General features: G+C 43.8%; 19 protein-coding genes. 6 read left to right on the top strand and 13 right to left on the bottom strand.

The window, feature by feature from the left end; translation table 11 throughout:
- Window positions 1-139: 139 nt before the first annotated feature.
- The 5 genes from GQS54_RS17040 to GQS54_RS17020 all read right to left on the bottom strand — a co-directional run bounded on the left by GQS54_RS17040 (window position 140) and on the right by GQS54_RS17020 (window position 4301).
- Window positions 140-982 carry a DUF6279 family lipoprotein gene (locus tag GQS54_RS17040; protein WP_166425152.1) on the bottom strand — a complete coding sequence of 281 codons (843 nt, stop codon included), beginning with the start codon at window positions 980-982 and terminating at the stop codon, window positions 140-142.
- Between the two features lie 116 nt (window positions 983-1098).
- Window positions 1099-1917, bottom strand: coding sequence for a LytTR family DNA-binding domain-containing protein (locus GQS54_RS17035; protein ID WP_166425151.1), 819 nt, complete (start codon window positions 1915-1917; stop codon window positions 1099-1101).
- On the bottom strand, window positions 1907-2989 hold the full coding sequence (locus GQS54_RS17030) for a histidine kinase (RefSeq protein ID WP_166425150.1): 1083 nt from the start codon (window positions 2987-2989) through the stop codon (window positions 1907-1909). Before GQS54_RS17030 ends, GQS54_RS17035 begins: the two co-directional genes overlap by 11 nt.
- 137 nt (window positions 2990-3126) lie before the next feature.
- A complete protein-coding gene (locus GQS54_RS17025; protein ID WP_166425149.1) occupies window positions 3127-3588 on the bottom strand; it encodes an Mpo1-like protein in 462 nt (153 codons plus the stop codon).
- A 92-nt stretch (window positions 3589-3680) separates the two neighbouring features.
- Complete coding sequence (locus tag GQS54_RS17020; protein ID WP_166425183.1) at window positions 3681-4301, bottom strand: PilZ domain-containing protein; 621 nt, start codon at window positions 4299-4301, stop codon at window positions 3681-3683.
- A 227-nt stretch (window positions 4302-4528) separates the two neighbouring features.
- Here GQS54_RS17020 and GQS54_RS17015 point away from each other — a divergent pair, with 227 nt between their 5' ends.
- The 3 genes from GQS54_RS17015 to GQS54_RS17005 all read left to right on the top strand — a co-directional run bounded on the left by GQS54_RS17015 (window position 4529) and on the right by GQS54_RS17005 (window position 8877).
- Complete coding sequence (locus GQS54_RS17015) at window positions 4529-6391, top strand: PDZ domain-containing protein (RefSeq protein WP_166425148.1); 1863 nt, start codon at window positions 4529-4531, stop codon at window positions 6389-6391.
- Window positions 6392-6662: 271 nt separating this feature from the next.
- A complete protein-coding gene (add, locus tag GQS54_RS17010; RefSeq protein WP_240919987.1) occupies window positions 6663-7715 on the top strand; it encodes an adenosine deaminase in 1053 nt (350 codons plus the stop codon).
- A gap of 160 nt (window positions 7716-7875) precedes the next feature.
- Window positions 7876-8877, top strand: a complete 1002-nt coding sequence (locus GQS54_RS17005; protein WP_166425147.1) for an NAD(P)-dependent alcohol dehydrogenase — start codon at window positions 7876-7878, stop codon at window positions 8875-8877.
- An 82-nt stretch (window positions 8878-8959) separates the two neighbouring features.
- Here GQS54_RS17005 and GQS54_RS17000 read toward each other — a convergent pair whose 3' ends face one another.
- The 6 genes from GQS54_RS17000 to GQS54_RS16975 form a co-directional block, all read right to left on the bottom strand.
- On the bottom strand, window positions 8960-12082 hold the full coding sequence (locus tag GQS54_RS17000) for a CusA/CzcA family heavy metal efflux RND transporter (protein ID WP_166425146.1): 3123 nt from the start codon (window positions 12080-12082) through the stop codon (window positions 8960-8962).
- Complete coding sequence (locus GQS54_RS16995; RefSeq protein ID WP_166425145.1) at window positions 12079-13647, bottom strand: efflux RND transporter periplasmic adaptor subunit; 1569 nt, start codon at window positions 13645-13647, stop codon at window positions 12079-12081. Before GQS54_RS16995 ends, GQS54_RS17000 begins: the two co-directional genes overlap by 4 nt.
- The gene (locus GQS54_RS16990) at window positions 13644-15122 is read right to left on the bottom strand and encodes a TolC family protein (protein WP_166425144.1); all 1479 of its coding nucleotides are present in this window, start codon (window positions 15120-15122) and stop codon (window positions 13644-13646) included. The genes GQS54_RS16995 and GQS54_RS16990 overlap by 4 nt, the downstream gene beginning before the upstream one ends.
- A gap of 156 nt (window positions 15123-15278) precedes the next feature.
- Window positions 15279-15695, bottom strand: a complete 417-nt coding sequence (locus tag GQS54_RS16985) for a hypothetical protein (protein WP_166425143.1) — start codon at window positions 15693-15695, stop codon at window positions 15279-15281.
- Window positions 15696-15909: 214 nt separating this feature from the next.
- Window positions 15910-17100 (bottom strand): cation:proton antiporter, encoded by a 1191-nt coding sequence (locus GQS54_RS16980; RefSeq protein ID WP_166425142.1) that lies wholly within the window; start codon window positions 17098-17100, stop codon window positions 15910-15912.
- Window positions 17101-17401: 301 nt separating this feature from the next.
- Window positions 17402-18091: a glutathione S-transferase family protein gene (locus GQS54_RS16975; RefSeq protein ID WP_166425141.1), complete on the bottom strand. Its 690-nt coding sequence runs from the start codon at window positions 18089-18091 to the stop codon at window positions 17402-17404.
- Between the two features lie 966 nt (window positions 18092-19057).
- On the opposite strand from GQS54_RS16975, the gene GQS54_RS16970 reads away from it, so the two are divergent.
- Entirely contained in the window at window positions 19058-19324 is a 267-nt protein-coding gene (locus GQS54_RS16970; RefSeq protein WP_166425140.1) for a DksA/TraR family C4-type zinc finger protein, read from the top strand.
- 116 nt (window positions 19325-19440) lie between these two features.
- Here GQS54_RS16970 and GQS54_RS16965 read toward each other — a convergent pair whose 3' ends face one another.
- Entirely contained in the window at window positions 19441-20370 is a 930-nt protein-coding gene (locus tag GQS54_RS16965) for a carbon-nitrogen hydrolase family protein (RefSeq protein WP_166425139.1), read from the bottom strand.
- 177 nt (window positions 20371-20547) lie between these two features.
- Between GQS54_RS16965 and GQS54_RS16960 the strand changes: the two genes are divergently transcribed.
- The gene (locus GQS54_RS16960; RefSeq protein WP_166425138.1) at window positions 20548-22584 is read left to right on the top strand and encodes an NADPH-dependent 2,4-dienoyl-CoA reductase; all 2037 of its coding nucleotides are present in this window, start codon (window positions 20548-20550) and stop codon (window positions 22582-22584) included.
- 134 nt (window positions 22585-22718) lie between these two features.
- Here the strand turns inward: GQS54_RS16960 and GQS54_RS16955 are convergent, their stop codons facing one another.
- Window positions 22719-23672, bottom strand: a complete 954-nt coding sequence (locus GQS54_RS16955; RefSeq protein WP_166425137.1) for a DUF2608 domain-containing protein — start codon at window positions 23670-23672, stop codon at window positions 22719-22721.
- Between the two features lie 256 nt (window positions 23673-23928).
- Here GQS54_RS16955 and GQS54_RS16950 point away from each other — a divergent pair, with 256 nt between their 5' ends.
- On the top strand, window positions 23929-26070 hold the full coding sequence (locus GQS54_RS16950; protein WP_166425136.1) for a TonB-dependent receptor: 2142 nt from the start codon (window positions 23929-23931) through the stop codon (window positions 26068-26070).
- The last annotated feature ends 65 nt before the right edge of the window (window positions 26071-26135 follow it).

Genomic DNA, 26135 nt, shown 5'->3' with positions numbered 1-26135 from the left:
AACAGCATAGCCTTAAACTGGTGAAGATAGGTGCCCGTAAATCGAAACGGTTACTTAAAACACCCCCTGTCCGACAACTCAGCGAATATTAACGACTGTCTATAAACCCTAGCAATGCCTATAGGGCGTGGATTTGCTTTTAGTCTTCTTGCAAATCCGTAATATCATCGATGATATCTTGCAATTCTTTCATGGCTTTACGCTGCTGCTTAGGGGTTAACGACGTTGATAACGCTGCTAGCATAGATGCGTAAACCTGATTATTGTGGGTCGATATTTGCGCTAGTTTTTCATCTTGATAGGTCTCTGGCTGTGATAGCAAGGTCAAAAAACTTTGTTTGAAGTGGGCTTCTTTGCGCTCATTAAGTAACATATCATGCGCCGCACTTTGTATGCGCTGGCGGTACGCCATCCATAAATCGAAGCTGCTTTGAAAATCCTCAGCAAAATTCATAATGATATTTTTTTGCTCAACGCTTAGCTTACCTATAAATTCCCGAGCGTTTTCTTGGGTATTTTTAATATTCTTTTTTAAGCGTTTTTCAACGTTGCTATCCTGTCGCTCTTCGATTCGCTTTTGATTTTCCTTATCCAACTCAGCAAACAAGGCATTAACTTGTTCATCACTTAAACTTGGTGCAAGTCGCACTAATTCAGGACTAATGTGATCGCGAAAACGTACCCAGTGCTGTTTTGCATTATTGAAATGTTGTTCCCATTGTTGAGCGCTAACATTGTTCTGAGATATCTGTAACTTAATCTGCTCAAGCTGCGCTTGATATTCGGTTAATTCGTCTTCGCGATGCCATTTCATCCACTGGGATACGTGGCCATCAAGTAATTTTTTTTGCGTTTTATCTAGCTCGACATAATCATCGATATACCAATACATCAACCAATCAATATTGTTATAAGCAAATTTGGAGCTGCACCCCGTGATAAATAAGCTTAGAGCGCAAAACAGCAGTAGGTATTTTTTCATTATGATCTCGCTAACGTTCACCATAAAACCCAGTAAGCGGCTTTAACTGGCTATTAAAATATCACGCGCCAAAAAGGGTAAATCGTTAATTTTATTTGCATTGGTAAAAAACATCGTTAGCCATTAATCATAGCTTTGACATTATCTCGATGGCTTCTGCTTACTTTTAGCTCGGTACCGTTGGTCAGGATCAGGTGATACTCGCCACTGATATGACTAACAAGTTTCTGCACAAACTTAATATTCACAATGGCTGAACGGTGAATACGTACAAATAATCTGGGGTCTAATTCTTCTTCAAGCTCTTTCATTGTGCGACGCATAATATGAGTTTGCTCTAATGCATGCACGCACATGTAATCTCCAGCGGCATCTATCCACTGTATTTCAGCCAACTCCACTCTCGTCACTTCGGTTCCGTCTTTAATGGCTAATACATCATCGTATTGGGTTGTGCTGATTTCTTCGCCTATCGCTAAGCGGCGTAATATATCTTCGCAATCATCACCCGTAAAATCAGCAACCAACTGCGCAAGTGTTTGTTTATGATCAGACTCGCTGTGTAACGTTACATGGTTAATCACTTTGTCCACAGCGACGCGCAATCGACGCTCATCAACAGGCTTTAATACATAGTCAAGCGCGTGTGCATCAAAGGCTTTAATCGCATAAGTGTCGTATGCCGTAACAAAGATGACCATAGGGACAGGTTGGTTTAATTCCCTTAGCTTATTAATCACCTGAAACCCATTTAAACCCGGCATTTGAATATCCAAGAAAATCAAATCGGGTCGCAATTGAGGAATTAAGGTGACAGCCTCCAAACCATTCTTACATTGGGCAACCACATTTAGCTCTTTAAATTCAGCTAGGCGAATCGCAAGCCCCTTTCGGGCCAAGGGTTCATCATCAATTATGACAGTGTTAATCTTCATGCAGGGCTTCTTTAGTCTCAAATGGAATACGAATACATACTTTTATACCAGAAGGTTGACTATTAGAAATACTAAACGAGAAATCATTTTTGTATAAAGACGCCAAACGTTCCTGAATATTTTGTAAACCGACACCATTAGCGCGGTACATTTGGCCGTTATCTAAATCTGCCCCAGGGCCGTTATCGGTCACCTCAAGCATCATATCTCGGCCGAATACTTTAGCTGATACCGCAATGCATCCGCCATCTTCTAATTTAGAAATAGCGTACTTAATGGCATTTTCAATCAGCGGTTGAAGTATTAAACTAGGAACTAACGCGTCGTTAGCATTGGGTTGAATATCCCAAATAATTGTTAACCGGTCTTCAAAACGTACTTTTTCGATTTCTAAATAGAGCTTAAGCGCTTCTATTTCTTGCCTAAGCGGGACTTTTTTAATGGGATCTTTGTCCAGAGAATAGCGCAAAAAGTCACTTAACCGACTGACCATATCTTCTGCGGTTTTATTTTCTTTCATTAAAATAAGCGTCGATATAGCGTTTAAGGTATTAAACAAAAAGTGCGGGTTTAACTGGTAACGCAGCATTTTTATATGGGCTTGATGCGCCATAGTTGTAGCACGCAAACTATTTTGTTTTTCCTTAAGCAACATTTGATAATTTTTAATGCCGAAATATAATCCGGTCCAGCAGCCAATCATGATTAATGAATTCACCGTATTGGTAAAATACATATACCATTCTTCAGGGCGATAGCCTTTTTTGTATATCTCCCAGTAGTTAACGTTTTTGACCAACGCCCATAGCAAAGCCACAATATAAACACTCGCCACCACGATCATAAGCATTTTCATCGGGCTTAGCTTCATCGCACGGGCATATATATAACGCAAAGGTATCGTCAGTAGCCAACCAGCATAGGCATTTAAAATGATAACGAACAGCCAAACACTGCGCATATCATGCAAAAATGAGCCAATATAATAGATCACCGCAAACCCACCCCAACCAAGTGTATGGAGGGTCCAAAACATACGTTCACGGGTGTCAAATAAAGCTTGCCACTTCATTACAAAAAATACCATTAGAATTCAATGAAATAACGATTATACGAGAAAGGTCAACCAAGGTCTTACAGTTGAGCGTATGCCCTTCCCCGTTTATCGCATATTAGCGCGAAACTTGGCAAAAAACGGGGAGGATTATACTAATAAGGAATGTTCATGCGCTTTAACCAGTGAACCCACCACCAGGCAGGCCCAACTAATAAAAACTGCAAATCTTTAAAAAACGATGGGCTTTTGCCTTCTATTTTGTGACCTATAAATTGTAAAATCCACATAAATACAAACAAGGCTAAACAGACTTCCCACACTTCGTAAATTGTCCCTTCAAGCAACATGATGCCATACAGTGCGATTACACTTAACAATGTCATAGCGGCGCCTATGGGGCCTGACAATCGAAAATAATAATATAGCATTGGCACAACGGCGATATGTGCCCACGTCACATCAAAATGTAGCATTATCTCAGGCCGAGGAATCGACCACAGCAACCCAAGGGTCACAAAATAGATTGCAGGCACAGCAATCGCATGAATTAATATATTGAGTTTGTTGGTATGACTATGACCATATTCATTTAACAACAATTCTATTCGGCGCATGAACACCCTCGCTCTTATTTACATTTTATTAACAGGCTTAAATCTGAGCATACCTAAAAGGCTAGCCCGCGTCTATTGGCCTTTTGCTGCGATTAAGGGTTATCAGTGTTGATTAGGAGTTGAGATAATAATTTAGCCACATCATTTTCTTCGGCACAAAACTGGATCCCGTAATAATGTCGGGTATCGTCTTCCTTTTTATTACGTACATGGCCAGACAAACTAATGTCATCACCTTGAGAGTTTGGAATAAGCAACTCAAGCTCCTGATCAATAGCAGGGCGAATGCCTTTAGCATCACGACCAATACTGATCATGCAACCTTGATTCGAAATATCACGGACTAAGCAAGGTATGATATCGCTTCGCTCTTGGGTATCAATTAAAAGTGCGGCAATACGCGTTTGCGCTCGCTGCTCAGCACGCAAACCGTGACTTTGAATACTTTCTGGGAACGCAGCAAAAATCAACTTAGACGGTTTGGTGATAACAATCGTGATCTTAACCTTGAAAGCCACAATTACCCCGGTTTCATCTTCAAGAATACAGCGTACAATCATGGTGTTATTCATGTAAATCGAACCATCAAGGCCTGCCCACTTATTATCATCCGGAAAGCGAAAAATCAGATTACGGTTGCCGTCTATGCCAACAAATTCAGTTTTAACCCGTCTTTTTAACGTGGGTGACTGAACCTGCAAGTCAACAACCATCCCTGGACGCATTGAGCGCAGTTTAAATAAATCATCACTTGATAACCCAGTGTTGTGTGGCAAGAGTTAAATATCCTGTAAAGTAGTCAACAAAGTTAGGTGCAATCCAGCCATTTAACGTAAAATTTACCCGAATATAAAGTGTTTTCGCAAAGGTTTATCGTAAAGATGATTATTTCCGAGCACTTCACCTAATTACACTGCGTCTTTATTTAAGGTTTTTTTCCATGTCCCAAATCTCACCTGCTATTCATTACACCCTTGGTATAGATTCCATTGCTGGTCATACCCTAGCGGTATCCTTATATATTAGTATTCCATCTGCGAAGGGCCACATATTATCTTTGCCCGCTTGGATACCCGGCAGTTACATGATCCGCGACTTTGCGAAAAATATCGTGCAAATGAGGGCTGAAGATGAGCATGGCTCACAGTTGGCGATTGAAAAGCATGACAAGCAAACCTGGATTTTACCCCCAAATAACGGTCCGATAACCGTTCATTATACTATTTATGCCTTTGACCTCTCGGTACGCAGCGCTTATGTATTCGACGACTTCGCATTCTTCAACGGCACCAGCACCTTTTTAGCCGTTGAAGGTCATCGCAACGAATCGTTAGGTGTAACGTTAATCAAACCCAAGCAACCTACATGTGCTAATTGGCGCGTAGCAACCACGTTACCATTAACGCAAGACACGCAGCATCATGCTTTTGGTCATTACTTGGCGAATGATTACAATGATCTTATCGATCATCCTATATTATTGGGTGACTACGATATTGTTCCCTTTGACGTAGTAACGCCTCTTCATCAACCACATGAAACAGTCACAACGCACGACCATACCTGCCATTTCGAACTCATTCTGGCAGGCGGACATCGCAGTGATGTACAACGTATATCCAAAGATTTGCGCGAACTTTGTGCCCACCATTTTGCCTTATTCGCTGACACGCCTCCGGTGGAACGTTATTTATTCATTACCATGCTGACAGGCAAAGATTTTGGCGGTCTTGAGCACATTTCGTCGACCGCGTTATTGTACAGTCGAGATGATTTACCGAGTATTGCGCAAGCGGACCATATGCCTGATGGCTACCGAACTTTTTTAAGTTTATGCAGCCATGAATTTTTACATACCTGGCATATAAAACGCACTAAACCCGCGGTGCTACAAGCAAGCGCACTGGCGCATGAAGCTTACACACCCCAACTGTGGATATACGAAGGCTTCACCAGTTATTACGATGACATTAGCTTAGCGCGCAGTTACGTTACCTCCATCGAAAGCTATTTGGAGGTGCTAGGACAAACACTCACACGCTTAGAGCGAAACGCTGGGCGGTTGAAACAAACCGTTACCGATTCGAGTTTTGATGCCTGGACCAAGTTTTACCAACAAGACGCCAGCGCCATCAACAATATTGTCAGTTATTACGTCAAGGGCGCAGTAATAGCGCTGTGCCTTGATTTACACATCCGTATACAGAGTAAACATACCTTAAGTTTAGATGACGTAATGCGCTATTTATGGCTGCACCACGGCAAGTTAGGAGTAGGCACTTCTGACGATATAATTCACCATATCGTACTCGACGTATTCAAACTGCCCCTCGAGCAATTTCTGCAAGATGCACTTTGTTCAACAAAGGAATTACCTGTTCAGCCCTTATTAGCTGACTTCGGAATAAGCCTGCAGCGCCGCGCACGCAGTGATGCTAACGATTTGGGTGGTAAACCCGCCAATCGAGTGCAAAGCAACCAGTTTGGCGCAGCTTTTAAAGCATCAGAGACTGGCGTCAGTATTACCCAAGTCAGTGAAAATACCCCTGCCTACCATGCAGGTTTACAGGTGGGCGATCAGCTTATTAGCCTCGATGACTGGCAAGTAACCACTGGAAATTTACTCAATATTTATGGCCAGTACGCCAAGGATGCACAGGTAAATCTGTTTGTTCTTCGTCATCAGCGACTTAAACAACTTACCCTTAAAATTGAAGAAGCCGAGCTGGACACGCTTTATTTAACTATCAGCGACCAACAAAAATTGAATCTATGGTTACCAAATAATGACCAGAATCGATAAAACAAGGCTTGAGCAATGGCCTAACATTCGCTCTTAAAAAATCGCACCAGTTTAGTGCAATTAGACTAAATGCGTATTCAACTGGTGCAGCTATCTCCATATCCCCCCCTACATAAAGCATAAGTGCCTTTTAACGCCCCTTCATTCCTTACTTAGCGTGGGCACGAACCTTGCTCTATTAAACCAGTATTGATTGTAAATAAACCATCCGGCACGCCTAAAGCGGCCCTTTGCGTTTGTGAATATTCGAACATAAAAAAAGGACTATCCATTGCACACTCAACCGTTAGATATGCAAAGTTTCATCAGTAATATGCCAAAAGCAGAACTTCACGTGCACCTTGAGGGCACCCTTGAACCTGAATTAAGTTTTGCCCTGGCAGCAAAAAATAATATTCCCCTAGAATTCGATACTCCTGAGCAATTAATTGCGGCCTACGATTTTCACGATTTACCATCTTTCCTAAAAATTTATTATGCGGGTATGAATGTTCTCATCAAGCAAGAAGACTTTTATCAACTCACGTTCAATTATTTAACCAAAGCCGCCAGCGAAAATATCGTTTATGTGGAGCTATTCTTCGACCCCCAAGCTCATACCAGCCGTGGGGTGAGCTTTGAAACAATCATCACTGGCATCCACAAAGCCCAACTGGATGCCGAGGAGACCCTTGGTATACGCAGTCAATTAATTATGTGCTTTCTTCGAGAGTTAAGCGCTGAATCGGCAATGGAACATCTTAAGCTAGCCATGCCTTATTTACCGTGGTTAGTGGGCGTTGGACTCGATTCTAATGAAAAGGATAATCCTCCAGCAAAGTTTGCTGAGGTATTTGCTCGCGCCCGCGCTTTGGATCTAAAACTCACCATGCATTGTGATGTAAATCAATTAGACACCCTAACCAATATCAAACAATGTTTAGATGATATACAAGTGGACAGAATCGACCACGGCGTTAATGCGTTACAAGACCCGGCACTGCTTAAAAAAATTCAACAACAGAAAATCGGATTAACCGTCTGTCCTGTATCAAATCGCTTTGTGGTGCAATCCTTAACATCAAAAGAAGTACGCCAGATGCTAGAGCAAAATATTTTGGTCACCATCAATTCCGATGATCCCGCATATTTTCGAGCCTACTTGAATGAGAACTATATTGAGTTACAACGAGAAGGACAGTTCAGTACTCAAGACATCGTTACCATGGTAGAAAATGCATTTAAGGTCTCATGGTTAAGAGACAGTGAAATTAATCATTATTTGGCGCAGGTAAGCCAATATACCAAGCATGCACTGATGCCGGGCCAAAATGCCCTCGCATAACGTCATGTGCTAGTGAGTAACTTACGGGCGGGATATAAGCCAGTCCGCTTTTTGACTATCAATGGTTATGATACAAATTTTGATTGTGATCAGTGTGCCTGCCTGCACAATGTTCAACCTAGATCAGATTTGTTAATTAACCATTGATAAGGAATGCTCCATGATAAAGGCTTACGCAGCACATGAACCGAGCGGCAAGCTCACAACCTTCGAATATGATCCTGGCGAACTTAAGCCAAACGAAGTGGAACTTGATGTTATGTATTGCGGCGTTTGCCACAGTGATTTGAGCGTAATCGATAACGAATGGGGGATCAGCAAATATCCGGTCGTCGGCGGACACGAAGTTGTGGGCACAATCCGTCAGGTCGGTAGCGCAGTCAAAGGGCTTAAAATTGGCCAAGTTGCAGGTTTAGGTTGGCATGCGGGTTATTGCAATCACTGTCGTTTATGCGACACGGGAGATCACAACTTATGCGCTAAGGCCCGCCCGACGATAGTTGGTCATCATGGGGGCTTTGCCGACAAAGTGCGCGCACAAGAAAATGCTGTTGTGGTTATTCCCGATGGAATTGATCTTGCCTCTGCTGGCCCGCTATTTTGTGGTGGTATCACGGTATTTAATCCACTAAGCGAATTTGATATCAAACCCACAGATAAAGTGGCTGTAATTGGTATTGGTGGCTTAGGACACCTAGCCTTGCAGTTTCTAAATGCATGGGGATGTGAGGTCACAGCATTCACTTCAAGTGAAGCAAAAAAACGAGAAGCAAAATCGTTAGGTGCCCATCATGTAATTAATTCCCGTGATAAAGAGGAAATAAAACAAGCCGCCGGCGAGTTTGATCTGATCATATCCACGGTAGCCGTCACCCTTGATTGGGAAGCATACATTAGTACACTCGCCCCTAAGGGCCGATTACATTTTGTTGGGGCGATAACCGAACCGCTAAAAATCAGTGTGTTTTCGTTAATGTCGCAGCAGCGAAGCGTGTCTAGTTCGCCTGTTGGCAGCCCAGCAACCATCGCGAAAATGCTTGAATTCGCCAAGCTGCATAATATTAAACCGGTTATCGAAACCTATTCTTTTGATGACATTAATGAGGCACTCGAAAGGCTTCGAGTCGGTGACGTGAAATACCGTATAGTGTTAAAACGCTAATAATCTGACGCGGCAAAAGAACTGTTAACGCCCCAAAAAAACACTGAGCGTAATTTGGGGCGCTTTTTACTATCAGATAAATCTACGCGGTAAGACCACGCTTGCGCCATAAAAAATATACTACCGGCACAACCAGTAAACTGAGTATCAAGGCGCTTGCCATACCCCCAACCATAGGCGCAGCAATACGCCTCATTACTTCCCCGCCTGTTCCACTGCCATACATAACAGGCAGTAAGCCGATGATGACGGTGGCAACAGTCATCATAACGGGCCGTACTCTAAGCCCTGCCCCTCGCATCACGCTGTGGCGTAGCTTTTCCACTGAAATACGACCACCAACGTTTCGTTCATCTAGGCACAGTTGTGCGTAAGCCTGATTCAAATACACCAGCATGATCACGCCAATTTCAACGGCCACACCAGCTAACGCAATAAAACCTACGCCTACGGCAACAGATAAATTAAAGCCAGCAAGGTACACTAGCCATATGCCGCCAATCATCGCTAAAGGCAGTGTTCCAAGGATAATAGCCACTTCTGCAAACCGTTTAAAGTTAAGATACAAAAGCAAAACGATAATGGCTAAGGTCAATGGGATGACGTAATTAAGCTTTTCTTTGGCTCGCTCAATATACTCATACTGCCCAGCCCACGTCACACTATAACCCGCAGGCAATTCCAGTTTTTCTTTCAGCAGCGCTCGTCCTTTTTCTACATAGTGGCTCACATCGATATTGTCTATATCAATAAATATCCAGCCATTTAAGCGGGCGTTTTCGCTTTTAATCGCCGCTGGCCCATCATCAATATAAACTCTGGCTACCTCACCTAAAGTTAACTGTTGACCCGTTTTAGTAATGATAGGCAAGCGCTGCAATTGCTCAGGAGAATCGCGGTATGCCTGGGGATAACGCACGTTTATCGGATAGCGTGCAAGGCCTTCTACTGACTGCCCTACGTCCACTCCGCCAATGGCCATCGTTATCACGTTTTGAATAGCGCCAACGCTAAGGCCATATCGAGCCGCGGCTTCTCGGTCTATATCCAACTTAATATATCGCCCGCCGACCGCACGTTCAGCATAAACTGAAGCCGAGCCCTGCATAGGCGTTAGGAGCCGCTCTATGTCTTGACCAATTTGCTGAATGATCGCTAAATCTTCCCCAGCCACTTTAATACCCACAGGGGTTTTAATACCCGTTGCCAACATATCAATGCGTGTTTTTATGGGCATAACCCAGGAATTTGTTACGCCTGGTAGATTAACCACCCGCTCTAATGCTTTACGCACATCAGTTTTAGTCATACCCACACGCCATTCATCTTCTGGCTTAAATTGTATAAAGGTTTCAATCATCGTTAATGGCGCAGGATCGGTCGCGGTATCCGCTCGACCTATTTTACCAAATACATTTTTAACCTCTGGCACAGTGCGGATCAGCTTATCAGTTTGCTGTAAAATTTCCCGAGCTTTACCGACTGATATCCCTGCATATGTGGTTGGCATATACATTAAATCGCCCTCATCCAGTGGCGGCATAAATTCGCTACCAATTTCCTTGAGTGGATAAAAGCCAATCAACGCAATGATAAAAGCAACACATAACGTGGATTTAGGGTAGCTCAGTACCGTTTTTAACGCCGGCATATACAGAGCTACCAACGCACGATTAAGCGGGTTCTTATGTTCACTTATCACCTTACCGCGAATGGCATACCCCATCAGTACAGGCACGACACTGATGGCTAGCCCAGCCGAAGCGGCCATGGCATAGGTTTTGGTAAATGCTAGGGGCGCGAACATTCGCCCTTCTTGGGCTTCAAGCATAAATACCGGTAAAAAGCTGACCGTAATAATAAGCAAACTAAAGAACAGCGCGGGCCCCACTTCTGAGGCCGACTTAATGACGATGTCCCAACGGTTCTGTTCGGTTAATTCAACATCTTGCATATGTTTATGCATATTTTCAATCATCACAATTGCCCCGTCGGTCATGGCACCAATGGCAATTGCTATTCCCCCTAGAGACATAATATTGGCATTAATACCCTGCCAATACATGATGATAAACGCGATTAAAATGCCCAACGGTAAGCTAACAATAGCGACCAAAGATGAGCGCACATGAAATAAGAACACTGCGCACACAACGCCCACTATCAGTAATTCTTCTAGCAACTTCGACCACAAATGATCAACCGCGCTCTCAATTAGTTCAGAGCGGTCATAAACCGCGACAATTTCAACCCCGTCAGGTAAACCTTGTTTTAAAACCTCAAGTTTTTCTTTAAATGCTTCAATGGTTTTTTGTGCATTTTCACCAAAACGCATCACCGCAATGCCGCCTACCACTTCACCTTCCCCATTTAGCTCAGCGATGCCACGGCGCATCTGCGGCCCAAGATGAATATTTGCCACATCGCGCAACAACACCGGCACTCCATTGTCGTTAAAGCCTAAAGGGATCAATGCTAAATCGGCTTTGCTCTGTATGTACCCATTGCTCGAGACCAAATATTCGGCCTCTGCCATTTCAATAACGGATGCCCCAACCTCTTGATTCCCAGCTTGAATCGCAGTTTGAATCAGACTTAAGGGAATGTTGTAAGCACGCAATTTATTTGGCTCAACCACCACCTGATATTGCTTAACCATACCGCCTATCGTAGCTACTTCTGAGATACCGGGTACAGATTGCAATTCAAATTTTAAAAACCAGTCCTGCAATGAGCGCAGCTCACTTAAATCATGACCTCCGGTTTCATCCTTAAGTGCATACATATAGACCCAGCCAACACCTGTAGCGTCAGGTCCTAATTGTGGTCTTGCTTGTGCAGGCAAGTTTGGGCTGACTTGCGATAAGTATTCTAATACCCGAGAACGCGCCCAATAAGGGTCGGTATCGTCATCAAAAATGATGTACACATATGAGTCGCCAAAAAATGAAAAGCCACGAACCGTTGTTGCCCCAGGCACAGATAACATCGCGCTGGTTAGCGGATACGTCACCTGATCTTCAACCACTTGCGGGGTTTGCCCGGGGTAGCTGGTTTTAATGATCACCTGCACGTCAGATAAATCAGGTATGGCGTCCACAGGAGTATGTTTAATACTAAATAACCCTAATCCCACGACCATGGCCGTGAGCAATAACACCAATAGACGATTGTTCACCGACCAGCGGATAATATGCACAATCATAGCGCGGCCTCATCGGCGAGTGACAATGCCGTTATAACGAATTCTCCGTCATGTAGTTCGAAGGTAAAAGTAATATCACTACCTGCTTTAAGCTTCTTAATTTCTTGACTACTAAGCTGTTCGCTGAAGATAAAGTCCATGGTGGCAGGTCCTCGCTGCCATTTTTCTATTGGCCCACGGCTAATATTGACCGTTCTTGCAATTGCATTAATTTCGTTAATGATGCCGCTGACCGTCGCTTGCTGGTGCAGGGTATTTTCTGTGTCTGCCCTCGCTGGCACTTCCATCACCGTCATGGTGTTCATCTGCGACATAGTCAAATTACTGCTGTGATCCATGCGCACAAAATCAGATGAAATACTGCTTTGCGAATCTAATAAAAACTGAGCCGAGGTAACGACGTCATCATCTTCTTTGAGACCATCCGCAATCTCAATGAAGTCACTGTCCATTCGACCTAGTTTCACCTCGACCGATTTAAAATACCCATCACCGAGGGCCAAAACCACCCGGTCTTGACGACCCGTTCGGATCACAGCTTCGCGGGGTACAAGTAACACCTTATTGCTGGCTTCTCCTTCAATCGTAATATCAGCAAACATATTAGGTTTTAATTGACGGTGGGGATTATCGAAACGCAAGCGCACTCTTAAAGCACGGGTCGTTTTATCAAGCGACGGATAAATATAATCTAGTTGGCCACGCCATTGTTGCTCAGGTAAATAACCCACATTCATGGTCACAAGCAGCCCACGTTTAAGTAACCCGGCTTGCTGCTGGAATACCTCAGCTTCAACCCACACTTCATCCAAACTGGCAATCGACATCAGCGTATCCCCAGGCTTAACATAATAGCCATGGCGAATTTTCAATTGCTCCAATACCCCTGATTGAGGCGCATAGAAAGTGACGCTTTGCAGCACTTTATTGCTGCTATTAAGTTGATCCATAGCTTGCTTAGGCATATGCAATGCCCGTAAACGCTGGCGGGCGGCATCAACCAGCACGGCACTGTTACGCTTTTTCGCCAGCAAATACTCTTCTTGGGCACTGACTAATTGTGGTGAATAAATCCCGTAAATTTTTTGCCCCTTGGTGACCGCTTCTCCCGCAGTACTGACGTAAAGCGCGTCGACCCAACCTTCCACTCTAGGATGCATATGCACTATGGTATCTTCGTTATAACCAATATAACCCACGGTATGAATGGTGTTCTCAAGCTTCGCCATGCGCGCATGTGCAGTGCGCACACCCAAGTTATTAACCACATCAGGTGATACCTTAATTGCCCCTGCTTGCGCTGCCATATCACTGTCGCCACTTTTTTCACCATAAAAGGGAATAAGATCCATGCCCATGGGTGACTTCCCCGGTTTGTCCTGACGAAAATTTGGATCCATCGGTGCAACCCAATAAAGAGGCTTATTTTGTTCACCAGCATCAAGCTGGCTATGATTACTTGCTTTATCGTCAGTTATAAAATGATTGCCGAACTGCGCATATAGTCCTATGGCAATAATACCGCCCAAGATAAAAGCGACGACGACACTAATGATTGTTTTCATGGCTGACTTTCCTGATGAGACACGGTGTGGGGTAAACCACCTAATGTGTTTGATGACAAATATTGGCGAGCAGAAAGCGCTTGATTGGTTAATGTCTGCACAGGTAAAAAATACGCAATCTGGGCCTGAATTTTATATTGTTGGTTTAGCAATTTAAGTTGCTCAAGTTGAGCATCAAGCTCAATAACGGCTATCTCTGAGGCCTGTGACAGACTGCTATAGTCGTGACTAAAATTGGCGATACTGACCTCTTTTTGTTCGGCAATATTAGTAAGGATAACCTTGTCGTAACGCTCAATACGCTTTGTCACCTGAGTATATTGGCCATGTAAACTATCAACTTCAGCCAACATTTCACGCAGTAACAGACGATAATCTGTGCGCAGTGACTCTTTTTGATGATGGGACACGGCCAACAGGCTGTCTTGTTTCGTAGTCGAAAAAATAGGTAAATCAACACTGACCCCAACAGACCAGAAATCTGCTCGGCTACGATTAAAATCATCATCTTGTCGATAGGCATAACTGGCATTCACGCCCCACTTCGGGTCGTATTGCGCTTTCGCTAATCGCACGCCGCTGTTACTCGCGGCTATCGCTTGGTAAAGGGCTTTCACTCTGGGGTGCGCAATTAAAATTTGAGTAATGGCATGGCGGTTAAGCTTTTCAGCCTTGAGTATCTCAGGCAAGGGCGTCAACACAGGCAAAACAGACCCAGCGGCTTCATCTATCTCGCATGTTTGAATAGCTGTGCGAGCCTCAATCGAACGATAATCATCGTTATTGTTCGGCTCTAAGGCTAACCACTGACATAAATTGGCTTGGGCTGTGCGTTGTAATGTGTGTAAAGCGCTAATCCGGTCATCTAATTTCGCAACGCTGAACTGCGCTTCCAGAACATCACTTTGTGTACCGCGCTTTGGGCCGCTGGCATAAACCGCTGCGTAGTTTGTTTGAGCTATATCGATAAGCTGTAAGAGCACCTCCCGCTGCTTCATAGAGAGTGCGATACTGTGCTTGGCGCTGTATAAGTCAATCCATAAACTCGTCACATTTCGCTTTACTTGGGCTAAGCGGTCTTGACGTAGTAAGGGCTGCTGCGCGGCCAACTCATCAAAGCGCTGACGGGATATGGTTCGGCTGTTACCCCGTGTTAGCGTTTGCTTAATACCGACCTTAAACTGTGTCATTGGCTCTTGGTTAAGGGCGAAACCGTCACTGGGTACGCTTAGCAAACCAAGTGAAAATTCCGGATTAGGCAGGGTATCAGCGGCCACGCCTTGCGCTTTCAACGCTTGTTCCTTTTGCGTACTGCCTGCTAACCAGGGGTCATTTTGCTGAGCGTGTAACACCGCTTGTTGTAAATTCACGGCCCCAGCTTGGATGCTGATCACCAATACACCACATGTCAGCAAAGTACCCGCGATACAACGTGCAGTACTTTGCTTGCGGCTTAATACGTTAGCCAATTTCATTTTTACTCTCGACAAAATATTTTTACTATTCATTCGTAACAACAGATAACGCTACGAAAATAGTGCTGTAAGAAACGAAAAGAGCTTTGCTTGAACGAAGCTTTTTCGGTTAAACATTAACAACTGAGTCTTAAAAAAAGACCCAACTAGACTGGTTTAACCGTGTATTGGAGGGCGTTTTGACTTGGAATGAAAAGGGCTTTGAATAGACGATAAACGACTGAAAATTTTATCATCGGAGAGATAAATTGGGGACACAGATTGCGCAGACATCAATGCTAGCAGACCACATGCAGCGACAGGGCAATGGCACGACCCGGCAGAATTATCGCCACAGCATTCGCTTTCTATAGCATTGTTTGCATCACCATTTGTTGATAACACATTATCGCCCATTTGCATCATGCAAGGCGCTTCAGTAGCGTGAGTGTCGTAAGAGCCACCGGACAATTGTGTGGACAACATATCGCCTTGGCTGCCTTGCATGGCAAAGCAACTCATACCATTAACCGCCAACGAATGACTAGCAAAAAGCAGTGCTATCAATAGGTAAGTGGTTAATCTAAAGGTCATATTATTACGGTTCTCTATTATTGGTGCTGGTATTATTGATGTTGTTATTATTGGTACTGGAAACGCCCAAAAAAGCGCTTTTATACCTGAAAAAGCGACCTGAATAATAATCAAAAACATATCACATCAATCGCTTTCTAAAAGTAGTTTATCGTTTGTATGCCCGTGGTGCACGAAATTAATTGCCACCCCTATTTTAGGGCTTTTTTGCAACCTATGCTTCAGTAATATCAGACGGCACTTTAGAGACATGCTCTGCAGGTAAAATCTTTCGGGCTAATGCCACCCAAAAAGGGCTGGCGAACAAACTTAATGCTATAACCGCTACCGTTACATGATAACCATAATCAGTAATCAGTTTTGATTGGCGACCCAGTGTAGCGAGAATAAAACTGAACTCCCCTACTTGCGCAAGCATGGCCGCGGTGTAGAGACTCTTAGACCAACTTAATTTCAGTAATCGCAGTGTTACCGTGGCTATAATAGTATTACCCACCAGCACCATCACGAGTAACGTCCCCAGCAATGTGCTGTTTTGTACAATAAATTCCATATTGAGTAACATGCCAATGGACATAAAAAACAATGCAATAAACACCACATGAAATGCTTCTAAACTACTTCGGATCCATATTGAGTCTTTCATTTTAGCCACCAGCATACCGCCTACAAACGCGCCAAGTGCGGTCGATAAATGCATAAATCCAGATAACAGGGCTAAACCAAAACAGCACAATAGTGCCCCAAACACCTGTAGTTCATGGTTAACCTTTAGCTTGTTTAACCAACGAAATTCAATATGTTCTTGATTGAGCAGCCAGCGCACCAGTAACAATACACCTATGCCAGCGCCCACCTGCATAGCAACAACATCAGATTGAACCCCAGACTCGTCCATTATGCCAATAACTATGACCATGGGAATAACAGCTAAGTCTTGTACTAATAAGATACCCAGAACATGCTGCCCTTGTTCGCTGTGCAACTCATTTTTATCTTGCATCAGCTTTAATACCACTGCGGTGCTGCTGAGACTCATAACAAACCCTAACAAGACGATACGTTGCGCTGACCAGTCTAGTAAACTGCCAATAACAAACATACTGGCCACGCTTAAAATGATCTGTAATCCCGTACTACCAATAGACACTCGCCAACTGCGGCGCAGTTTATCAGGGCTAACCTCCATTCCTATAAAAAATAATAACAGTATGACCCCGAGTGAGCCCATGGTTTCTATCACATCAATATCATTAATTAAGCTTAAACATTGTGGGCCAACAATAAGCCCGGTCAGAATATAGGCCAGCACCAGAGGTAATTTGAAATGTCTAAAGATTAACGAGAGCAATAAGCCAATAAACGTTGTGCCCACAACAGCGGGTAAAATAGGGTCAAAATGCATAGATTCCAAATGACGAGTTTTTTATTATCTATTACAAAGACCACCATAGATTTAAAGGTTCCCATCTGAAAAGCTTTGTCACACTTTCCCCGTGTTATATCTTAATAAAAATTCAGATAGCAGTAGAAAGTGAAAGGCAGTATCACTGACAAACCAGTCAGTTTGTTTTACAACTAACAAACGCAAGGGTTGCTGGTTGTTAAAGTTAATAACGCCATGCTTAAAAGTTCGATTTTTATTATTTTAACGTAAGCTTTTATGCTGAAATTTCACAGCGTATTTTGATATTTTCTATGGCTTTTTATAGTGAGTTCTTTTTAGTATTCGCAGCTTCAAACTGAGCTTTCACCTTTTGCATAAATTCGGTCTTGTTAGCCAGACGATCGGCCTCTACTTTTTGACTAATGACAGATTGACTCATGGCGTCGTTCCACGCTTTCATTCCAGGTACCGCTGCAAGTATATCCCATTCAAGTTGGCTCGAGCCAAAAGTGCTGACAATAGTGTTTACGTGATAAACGTAGATATCAGCCATCGTTAATTGTTCACCCACGATCCAAGGTGAAAACCGACACAAACGACTTAAAGCCTTCACGCCACGGTTTAATACCTGGCGCACTTCAACTTTGACTGATTCAGGAATCTCAGCGCCTGAAAATACATAAGGTATAAATCGCCTGCTTGGAAGTTCAAAATAAAGCTCTGCAATTTTCATAATTTGACGGACAACCGCACGTTCCCCAGCATTATCCGGATACAGTGGCATTGCAGGGTAAGTCTCTTCGATAAAATCACAAATGACACTCGACTCTGAAATATGAAGGCCTTCGTCTGTTGTGATAACAGGTACTTTGCCCGCAGGACTGATTGCGAGTAACTCGGCACTACCCCCGTAAAGAAGGTTTTCTTCAAATGGCAGTTCTTTGTATATAAGTACATGTTTGACTAGGTTGTAATAGTTGCTAGCCGCAAAACCGTGCAAAGTAATCATAAATCAGTTTTCCAATATTTATGGTGAAGGTTATTTTTAATTGCCGAAAAAGCAATTTAAGCCATTCCTGCTTGTTTTAATCGGGCTAAACATGGCACATAACCAGACACCCAATCTAGTAAAGTACCTATCAGAAATACAATTAACAAGTTTTAAGCGGTTAGGCGTGCAACCTAGCTCACATTATAGGCAGCGTCACGTTAGGTGATGTATTCAAAGGCTCTGACGATATGCTTCGTTATACACGCTTCTTGCAGTAAAGCCCTTGCTTTCGGCATCCTTCGTATGGGTGGTGATCCGTATGTTGTTATGATTGTCGTAACATATGTTCATCGCCTATCGCAGTACTTAAATGTCGTTCGAACTCGGTAGCCAGAATTAATCATTGCCCGCCGTTGATGTTGAAGTCCTTAATTATACAGTTATGGTGATGCGCAATATGATCTGCTTTATCGTCTCGTATACATCGGCCTGTGCACATGACAAGTTCGCTGTAATCAATCACGCCGTAAGCAATGCCTTTGAGCATGTTTGACCTGTGACTGCTCACAAAGCGCGCACGCTTTTTGGGTGTATAAATAGGCATTTTATATTTCAACGACTTAACATTTTAACGACAACAAACTGAGAATAGTGATAAAAGAATACCGAGCACTGATTAGCCATAAGATGTGATTATTATGCCAAAATTTCTCTCTATTAACGCACTATGAAAATTTTTCCATCTCTGTTGTAAGCGATACTGAAACGTAAGGTAAAAAACCTTATTTAGCGCTGAGCCGTTAAACCCAACCCCCTTACGCCATCGTCACTAAGCGCGTTTTTCGAATGTCGGTACTTTTCTTGCTCCCTTATAACTTGTGTACCTCCGACTTAGCTGCTGCATATTCAGTTGCTCTTCATGGGGTCGCTTCAAAAGCGTGATGCAAAATTTAATATTAAAGTGAATATTGACGAGGAGGTAATATGGCTGGCGGTTGGGCAAAAGACGGTGCTGTACAAGAACAAATTGACGCGAGCATTGATGAAGCGGTAGCGCGGGCGAAAAGTCAGATCCTTAAAGGAGAAAGTGCCCAGTACTGTGAAGAGTGTGATGAACCCATTTCCCAACGTAGGCGTATTGCTGTGCCAGGCGTTCAGTTATGCATCAACTGTCAAACAGAAATAGAGAAGCACGCCAGTGTTAAATCTTCTATCAATCGCCGTGGAAGTAAAGACAGTCAATTGAGATAATATATTGTGCCGATTTGGAATGGATTAATATGCTGACCACTTAAGAACTGCATGGTTCTTCACAGCAAGCGGCCATAACCTGCTGTGAATAACGGATAGCTACGCTAGCCCATATTTTACTCCGCGCTAAAAGGTGGTCTAGCGCGTTCATCTACGGTCAATTTGAAGACATCAGGGCGTGAATAATGACCTGCGGGATCTAAATCATAACGTGCTTTAATTATGTCGTCCAAATCCACTTTGGCACTGATCAATCCTTCTTCATTATACAGCGGACCTGCTAACACCTCTCCCATTGGCGATACAATAACACTGCCTCCGCGAATAAGAGGTTTATCCACCGGCCAATTCGTATCTAGGGCCATTTCTGACGTACCATTTTGTGACGGTGGCCCTTGATATTGGCACGCACTGACTAAAAAATTACGCCCCTCGTAAGCAATATGGCGCATACTCGCTTGCCAAATATCGCGGTCATCTACTGTCGGCGCACACCAAATATCCATTCCTTTGGCGTACATAGTACTGCGTAACAAAGGCATATAATTTTCCCAGCAAATAGCCGCGCCTACTCGCCCTGCGGTGGTGTCTACAATAGGAATGGTTGAGCCATCGCCCATCCCCCATATAAGGCGTTCACTAGCAGTCGGCATCAATTTTCTGTGTTTATTCACCTCACCATTTTGGGTAATAAACAATGCAGTGCAATAAAGCGTACTCCCCCCGCGTTCTATCACCCCTATTACGATGGACGTATTACACGCTACTGCTAACTCAGTAAGCGCCTGAACTTCAGGTCCGTCGATTTCAATCGCTTGCTGGAAATAAGCCAAGTAATCTTCACGTCCCTGCTCAGTTCGATACCCCACTCGCGTGCCAAAATCCGCACCTTTTGGGTACCCACCCAAGAGCGCTTCTGGTAACACCAATAAATCGCACTTGCTGTCTTCAATAGCATGTTTAAAACTTATAATGCGCGCTAACGTCGCGGCGGTTCCGTGTGCAGATGAGCCAAGTTGCAACGCGGCGATTATTTTCTTATTCATTGACTGTCCTGTTTTTCGGTATATTGATTGATGTCTTAAACCTTAACTCAATGTGCAATATTGATATGTACCCTGTCAATATGCTTTGCGATAGCTTACCCCGATAACCGATGGTTCACTTGCGCTTGCTTCGTTAGCACCTTACTCTGAACAAAAAGTATTGATAAGGCTTACATCATGACAACACCAGCCCCTTTCCCTCATCTATTAAGTCCTCTTGAGCTTGGGTTTACCACCATAAAAAACAGAACGCTTATGGGCTCGATGCATTTGGGTTTAGAAGAAGAAAAAGGTGGCTTTGATAAATTAGCTGCGTTCTATGCTGAGCGAGCCAAAGGGGGGGTTGGGTTAATTGTGACAGGTGGTATTAGCCCTAACATTGCAGGTTGGGTTGCGCCTTTCGCAGGCCGCATGAGCTCTAGCCGCCACGCTAAAAAGCATCGCATTATAACCGAAGCGGTACACCGCGAAGGCGGCAAAATCTGTATGCAAATACTGCACTCAGGCCGCTATGGTTATCATCCCTTTAATGTATCGGCTTCTGCAACAAAAGCGCCTATCGCGCCTTTTAAACCTAAAGCGCTTTCTATTCGAGGCATTAAAAAGACCATTGCCGACTATGTGGCCTGTGCCGGGTATGCCCAAGAGGCAGGCTATGACGGTGTCGAGATAATGGGCTCTGAAGGTTACCTGATCAATCAGTTTTTCTGTGAGCGCACCAATCATCGAGATGATGAATGGGGTGGTAGATTAGAAAACCGCGCACGTTTAGCCATTGAAATAGTCCGTCAAACAAGGCAAAAAGTCGGTACTAATTTTATCATTATCTACCGCCTATCGATGCTTGATTTGGTGGAAGGCGGAGCACCATGGGACGAAGTCGTTTATCTTGCCAAAGCTATCGAGAAAGCAGGTGCAACCTTGATTAATACTGGCATCGGTTGGCATGAAGCTCGCATACCCACCATAGTGACATCAGTGCCAAGAGCTGCCTTTACGTGGATCACGCAAAAAATGAAAGCTGAGGTATCAATTCCCCTGATTACCACTAACCGGATCAATACCCCTGAGGTGGCAGAATCAGTATTAGCAAATGGTCACGCGGATATGGTGTCCATGGCGCGGCCTTTTTTGGCAGACTCACAATTTGTGGCAAAAGCCATGCGCAATGAGTCTGACCAAATCAACACCTGTATCGCCTGTATCGCCTGTAATCAAGCATGCTTAGATCACGCCTTTGCCCAAAAACGCGCAAGTTGTTTGGTCAACCCCCAAGCGTGTTATGAAACCGAGTTAATTTTTAAAACCGTCGTCACCCCAAAAAAACTCGCCGTAATCGGCGCAGGGCCAGCAGGTTTAGCCTTTGCTACCTATGCAGCGCAGCGTGGACATCAAGTACATTTGTTTGAGCAAGCCAGTGAAATTGGTGGCCAGTTTAATTACGCCAAGCAAATCCCAGGTAAGGAAGAATTCTATGAGACCTTGCGTTACTACGCCCGTATGATTGAGGTTACGGGGGTAACGTTACATTTGAATACCAGAACTGATGCAGATAGTTTGCGCGAACATGACTTTGATGAAATTGTAATGGCTACGGGGATCAAGCCAAGACAATTAGCTATTCCGGGCATTGAGCACGAAAAAGTACTGAGCTACATTGATGTTCTGCGAGATCATAAACCAGTCGGTAATAAAGTGGCGCTTATTGGAGCCGGTGGCATTGGCTTTGACGTAGCGGAATATCTAGTCGAGCAAGAAGCATTAACCACACACCTTGATAAATGGTTGAGCCATTGGGGTATTGATAAAGATATAAAACACCCTGGTGGGTTAACCCAACCTCAAATATCTGTCACTCAGCGCGAAGTGTATTTGTTGCAACGTAAATCGAGCAAAGTGGGTGCAGGGTTAGGCAAAACGTCCGGTTGGGTTCATCGCGCGTCGCTTAAACAGCATAACGTCAAAATGATCAACTCGGTGGAGTATCTTAAAATTGACGACCAAGGTTTGCACGTCAGTATCAAAGGTGCACCGCGTATTATTGAGGCCGACAATATCATTATTTGTGCTGGTCAAGAGCCACTACGGGAACTGCATGACAGCCTACTTACATTAGGCAAACCCGTGCATATCATCGGTGGAGCCGACGTTGCCGCGGAACTGGATGCCAAGCGAGCGATAAGGCAAGGGGCCGAATTGGCCGCAACAATTTAAATCTAAGTATTAAAGTCACGATGATGGCAGCAAGCAACCAATACGCCCTTGGTTTCTTACTTACTGCCATTCGTTTTCTAACTGTAGAAGTTAGCGCTCAAGCTTAAGAATAATGCTGACGTACGCCTAAACTATTAATAATCACATTGACCTTGACTAATAAGCTCGGCGCGATCAGTAAAGTACCCTTCTAACAACTGTGTTAAAGCGGAATTGGCGGCACTTGCATTTGCTACATCAGTCTTAGAAACCGCCTTTGATATGCGATTGTAGTGATAACCATAAAAATCGATGTTAGCGGTTTTCAGGGCCTTAGCCATATTGTCTAGGTTATGTTGCTTATCATCCACGAATATCACAGATGCATATTCATGCTCGCTGCGCTTAAGCAGATCTAACAGCATTATGCCTTTATCCATGCCTTGAACCATAAACACACCATCCACATAACTTACCTGTGCGGTTCGACCGCCCAAGGTGTAATCATAGTGGTATCCAGTACCAGCAGGCGTCAATGATTTTTGCTTAAAATTTAATTGATTACGCGCAAGTTCGCGCATTGTAGCCGCTCTATAAGCGCCTGAACGGGCAGTTAGAATAACCACATCGTTATTCACACTATCAACTATATCCGCCATATTTGGTTGCGTAGGCTTATTAACCGCCATTTCAAACACCATACCTAATACATCAAACAAGCAGTTAACTTTCTCGCTGTCGGTAGTATCAACCAACACACCTTGTTGGTCGAGCGCTCTGCCCCGTTGCCAGTCATACCACTTATCGCTGCCAAAAAATTCAGTCGCGGTAAGTAATGTATCGTCGATATCAAATACCACCAGTGTCGATTTAGGTTCTAACGTGTTGGCTTTATCAACGGCGTCTTGCAGATCAGTTGACGGATAAATCACGCTAACAGTTTGGCTGGGATTGTCAGTCTTTATAGCATGCGTTATTACCTTAGCAGCATCAGCTTGACCAGTGGCACAACCGGCTAAAAAAACAGTTGAAGTTAGCCCGAATAAAGCGGCACGTAAGATAGGTGTTGGCCGCATGTTTGCTGCCGTCAAAGAGAATAGTTTAAGCATTATTATTAATCGTTCTACGCAAAATTGGAGGCTGATAATACAACATTTAGCGTCTGCGGTGTAGCCGCATTCCTTGAGCCAACGAGTCGAAATCACCGCCATTATTACTTCAAACAGCACATTGCTCTGTCGCTAATACCACAATCAACCGCGTTTACATGTTACTTGAATTGAAAAAAGTTCAACTTTAAATTGTAAATGATAATTATTTTCATTACCATTCTCGCACTTTTTATCGACACCAAATGGATATGTCATGCAGTATGCGTCTTTATCAATTCTTTCCCTTCTAATCAGCACTAGCCTTAACGCGCAGAATAACGCCCACAACGAAAGTAACACCCTCAAAGAAAATAATGATCTGGAAAGAATGATTATTACCGGCAGTCGTATTGTAGAAAGTATTGATGAAGTCCCCGCCTCTATCGTTATTATTACGCAGCAACAGATCCAAGACCAATTAAAAGTCAGCAGCGAGTTGCAGTCGCTTCTATCCACCTTAGTGCCAGGACTTGCTCCTTCTACTGGTACTTCCAGCAATTCCGGACAAACCTTGCGAGGCCGTGCTCCTTTAGTGATGATTGACGGCGTACCGCAATCGACTCCCCTACGAAATGGCTCTTTGGGTGTACGCAGCTTAGATGCCAGTACCATAGAGCGGATAGAAGTAATCAAAGGCGCTACCTCTGTGTATGGTAATGGCGCTGCTGGTGGCATTATTAACTACATTACAAAAAAAGCAGCCACTGATAAAACAATCGCCGGACACGTTACTATGTCGTCTCGTTTTAGTGCTGTTAAGTTTGACGACACCCTAGGCTCACGCATTGATGCAGGTCTAAATGGTAAGCTAGATAAATTCAGTTATGTTCTAAACGCAAGCTATGAGGCAAATGGCGTTCAACGAGATGCACAAGGCGATATTCTTGGCCTGACCTATGGCTTGTCTGATACCAATACACAAAATTATTTCAGCAAATTGGGCTACCAGTTCGATGACGAAAAAGCGTTACAAATCACTTATAACTACTTTAAATCAAAACAAGACACTGACTTGGTCAATGTCGTTGGCAATGTGAATTCAGGCATAAAAACCTATGCAATCGAGTCGCCTGACGGTGCATTGACGGTGGGTGAACCCCAAGGCCCTGAAAATCATAACTTTATGTTGAAATACTCTGATGATGAAATTTTCAGCAACACCCAACTAACCATAGATGCTTATGCGCAAACCATCGAAAATATCTTTTTCTTTTCAACTAATTTAGCCAATCCCGAACAGGGTTATGAAGGTGGCCAGTCTATTATTGAGTCAGAAAAGAAAGGTCTTCGCGCCACCTTTAATAGCCAATTCACGTGGCAAGATATAGAAACCACGTTGATTTATGGCATTGACGCCCTAAATGATGTCACGTCTCAGCCAATGGTCGATGGCCGCGTGTGGGTGCCTGAAATGGACATGGATAACATCGCAGGTTTCGTACAAGCCAAATGGATTCTACATGACGATATTATTCTTAAAGCTGGAGTTCGCCACGAAAATATCGATTTAAAGGTAGATGATTTTAGTACCTTGCGCTTATGTCTCACAGCGGATCAATGTTCTGTTGCCTTCGATGTCGTCGGCGATACCCTAAATTACATAGCGACTACCTACAATGTAGCTGTACGCTACAACATCAGCGATGCCTTTAGTCCCTTTATCAGTTATTCCCAAGGCGCAGATATTTCTGATACTGGCCGCCTTTTACGCACAGCAACCGTAACAGACATAGCACTTATTCGCACTGAAGCGTCCATTATCGACAACTACGAAATCGGTTTTACATCTGAATTCGATGCAACACGTTTCGAATTTGCTGCCTATCGCAGCACTTCTGAACTCGGTACAACAAATTCCTATGACGCCGTCACAGGAGTCTATCTTCCCGTTCGTGCACCACAAGAAGTTTATGGTTACGAAGCATCAATTAACCACCAAGTGCAATCAAATCTTGATGTATCGGCCACCTACTCTTGGGTCGAAGGGAAAAATACCGAACTCGATGTATACCTGGGAGGCAAAGATATTAGCGCGCCAAAAGGCACGTTCAACATCAACTGGCAACCGTCACCTGAAGCGCGATTGGCACTTAACTACTTATACGTTGGTTCTCGAAAGCGCTTTGAGCAAATTGACGGAGAATATGTGGGAGATCAAGGTCCCGTCAACAGCTACCATTTAGTCAACATCAATGGCAGCTATGACTTTGGCAAGCAATGGCAAGCGTTTATGGGCGTGGAAAATCTGCTTAACAATGACTATTACCCAGCACGCTCACAAGTATACACATACGGCGGTTACAACCACAAAGGCGTGGGTATAACGATCAATGTGGGTGTCACTTATCAGTTTTAAGCTTGGCTTGTTAATCAACACCACGCCCATTTCGGTCAAACTAGATGACGGGAATGGGCCGTATC

The organism is Paraglaciecola sp. 20A4 (assembly GCF_011378905.1).
GTDB lineage: Bacteria > Pseudomonadota > Gammaproteobacteria > Enterobacterales > Alteromonadaceae > Paraglaciecola.
Note: the sequence above shows the minus strand (reverse complement) of the source record. Positions and strands in the feature narration are given on the sequence as shown.

Bases quoted from the DNA above. Each gene is read 5' to 3' on its own strand.
- GQS54_RS17040 (WP_166425152.1), bottom strand. From the start codon at position 982: ATGAAAAAATACCTACTGCTGTTTTGCGCTCTAAGCTTATTTATCACG.
- GQS54_RS17035 (WP_166425151.1), bottom strand. From the start codon at position 1,917: ATGAAGATTAACACTGTCATAATTGATGATGAACCCTTGGCCCGAAAG.
- GQS54_RS17030 (WP_166425150.1), bottom strand. From the start codon at position 2,989: ATGAAGTGGCAAGCTTTATTTGACACCCGTGAACGTATGTTTTGGACC.
- GQS54_RS17025 (WP_166425149.1), bottom strand. From the start codon at position 3,588: ATGCGCCGAATAGAATTGTTGTTAAATGAATATGGTCATAGTCATACC.
- GQS54_RS17020 (WP_166425183.1), bottom strand. From the start codon at position 4,301: ATGGTTGTTGACTTGCAGGTTCAGTCACCCACGTTAAAAAGACGGGTT.
- GQS54_RS17015 (WP_166425148.1), top strand. From the start codon at position 4,529: ATGTCCCAAATCTCACCTGCTATTCATTACACCCTTGGTATAGATTCC.
- GQS54_RS17005 (WP_166425147.1), top strand. From the start codon at position 7,876: ATGATAAAGGCTTACGCAGCACATGAACCGAGCGGCAAGCTCACAACC.
- GQS54_RS17000 (WP_166425146.1), bottom strand. From the start codon at position 12,082: ATGATTGTGCATATTATCCGCTGGTCGGTGAACAATCGTCTATTGGTG.
- GQS54_RS16995 (WP_166425145.1), bottom strand. From the start codon at position 13,647: ATGAAAACAATCATTAGTGTCGTCGTCGCTTTTATCTTGGGCGGTATT.
- GQS54_RS16990 (WP_166425144.1), bottom strand. From the start codon at position 15,122: ATGAAATTGGCTAACGTATTAAGCCGCAAGCAAAGTACTGCACGTTGT.
- GQS54_RS16985 (WP_166425143.1), bottom strand. From the start codon at position 15,695: ATGACCTTTAGATTAACCACTTACCTATTGATAGCACTGCTTTTTGCT.
- GQS54_RS16980 (WP_166425142.1), bottom strand. From the start codon at position 17,100: ATGCATTTTGACCCTATTTTACCCGCTGTTGTGGGCACAACGTTTATT.
- GQS54_RS16975 (WP_166425141.1), bottom strand. From the start codon at position 18,091: ATGATTACTTTGCACGGTTTTGCGGCTAGCAACTATTACAACCTAGTC.
- GQS54_RS16970 (WP_166425140.1), top strand. From the start codon at position 19,058: ATGGCTGGCGGTTGGGCAAAAGACGGTGCTGTACAAGAACAAATTGAC.
- GQS54_RS16965 (WP_166425139.1), bottom strand. From the start codon at position 20,370: ATGAATAAGAAAATAATCGCCGCGTTGCAACTTGGCTCATCTGCACAC.
- GQS54_RS16960 (WP_166425138.1), top strand. From the start codon at position 20,548: ATGACAACACCAGCCCCTTTCCCTCATCTATTAAGTCCTCTTGAGCTT.
- GQS54_RS16955 (WP_166425137.1), bottom strand. From the start codon at position 23,672: ATGCTTAAACTATTCTCTTTGACGGCAGCAAACATGCGGCCAACACCT.
- GQS54_RS16950 (WP_166425136.1), top strand. From the start codon at position 23,929: ATGCAGTATGCGTCTTTATCAATTCTTTCCCTTCTAATCAGCACTAGC.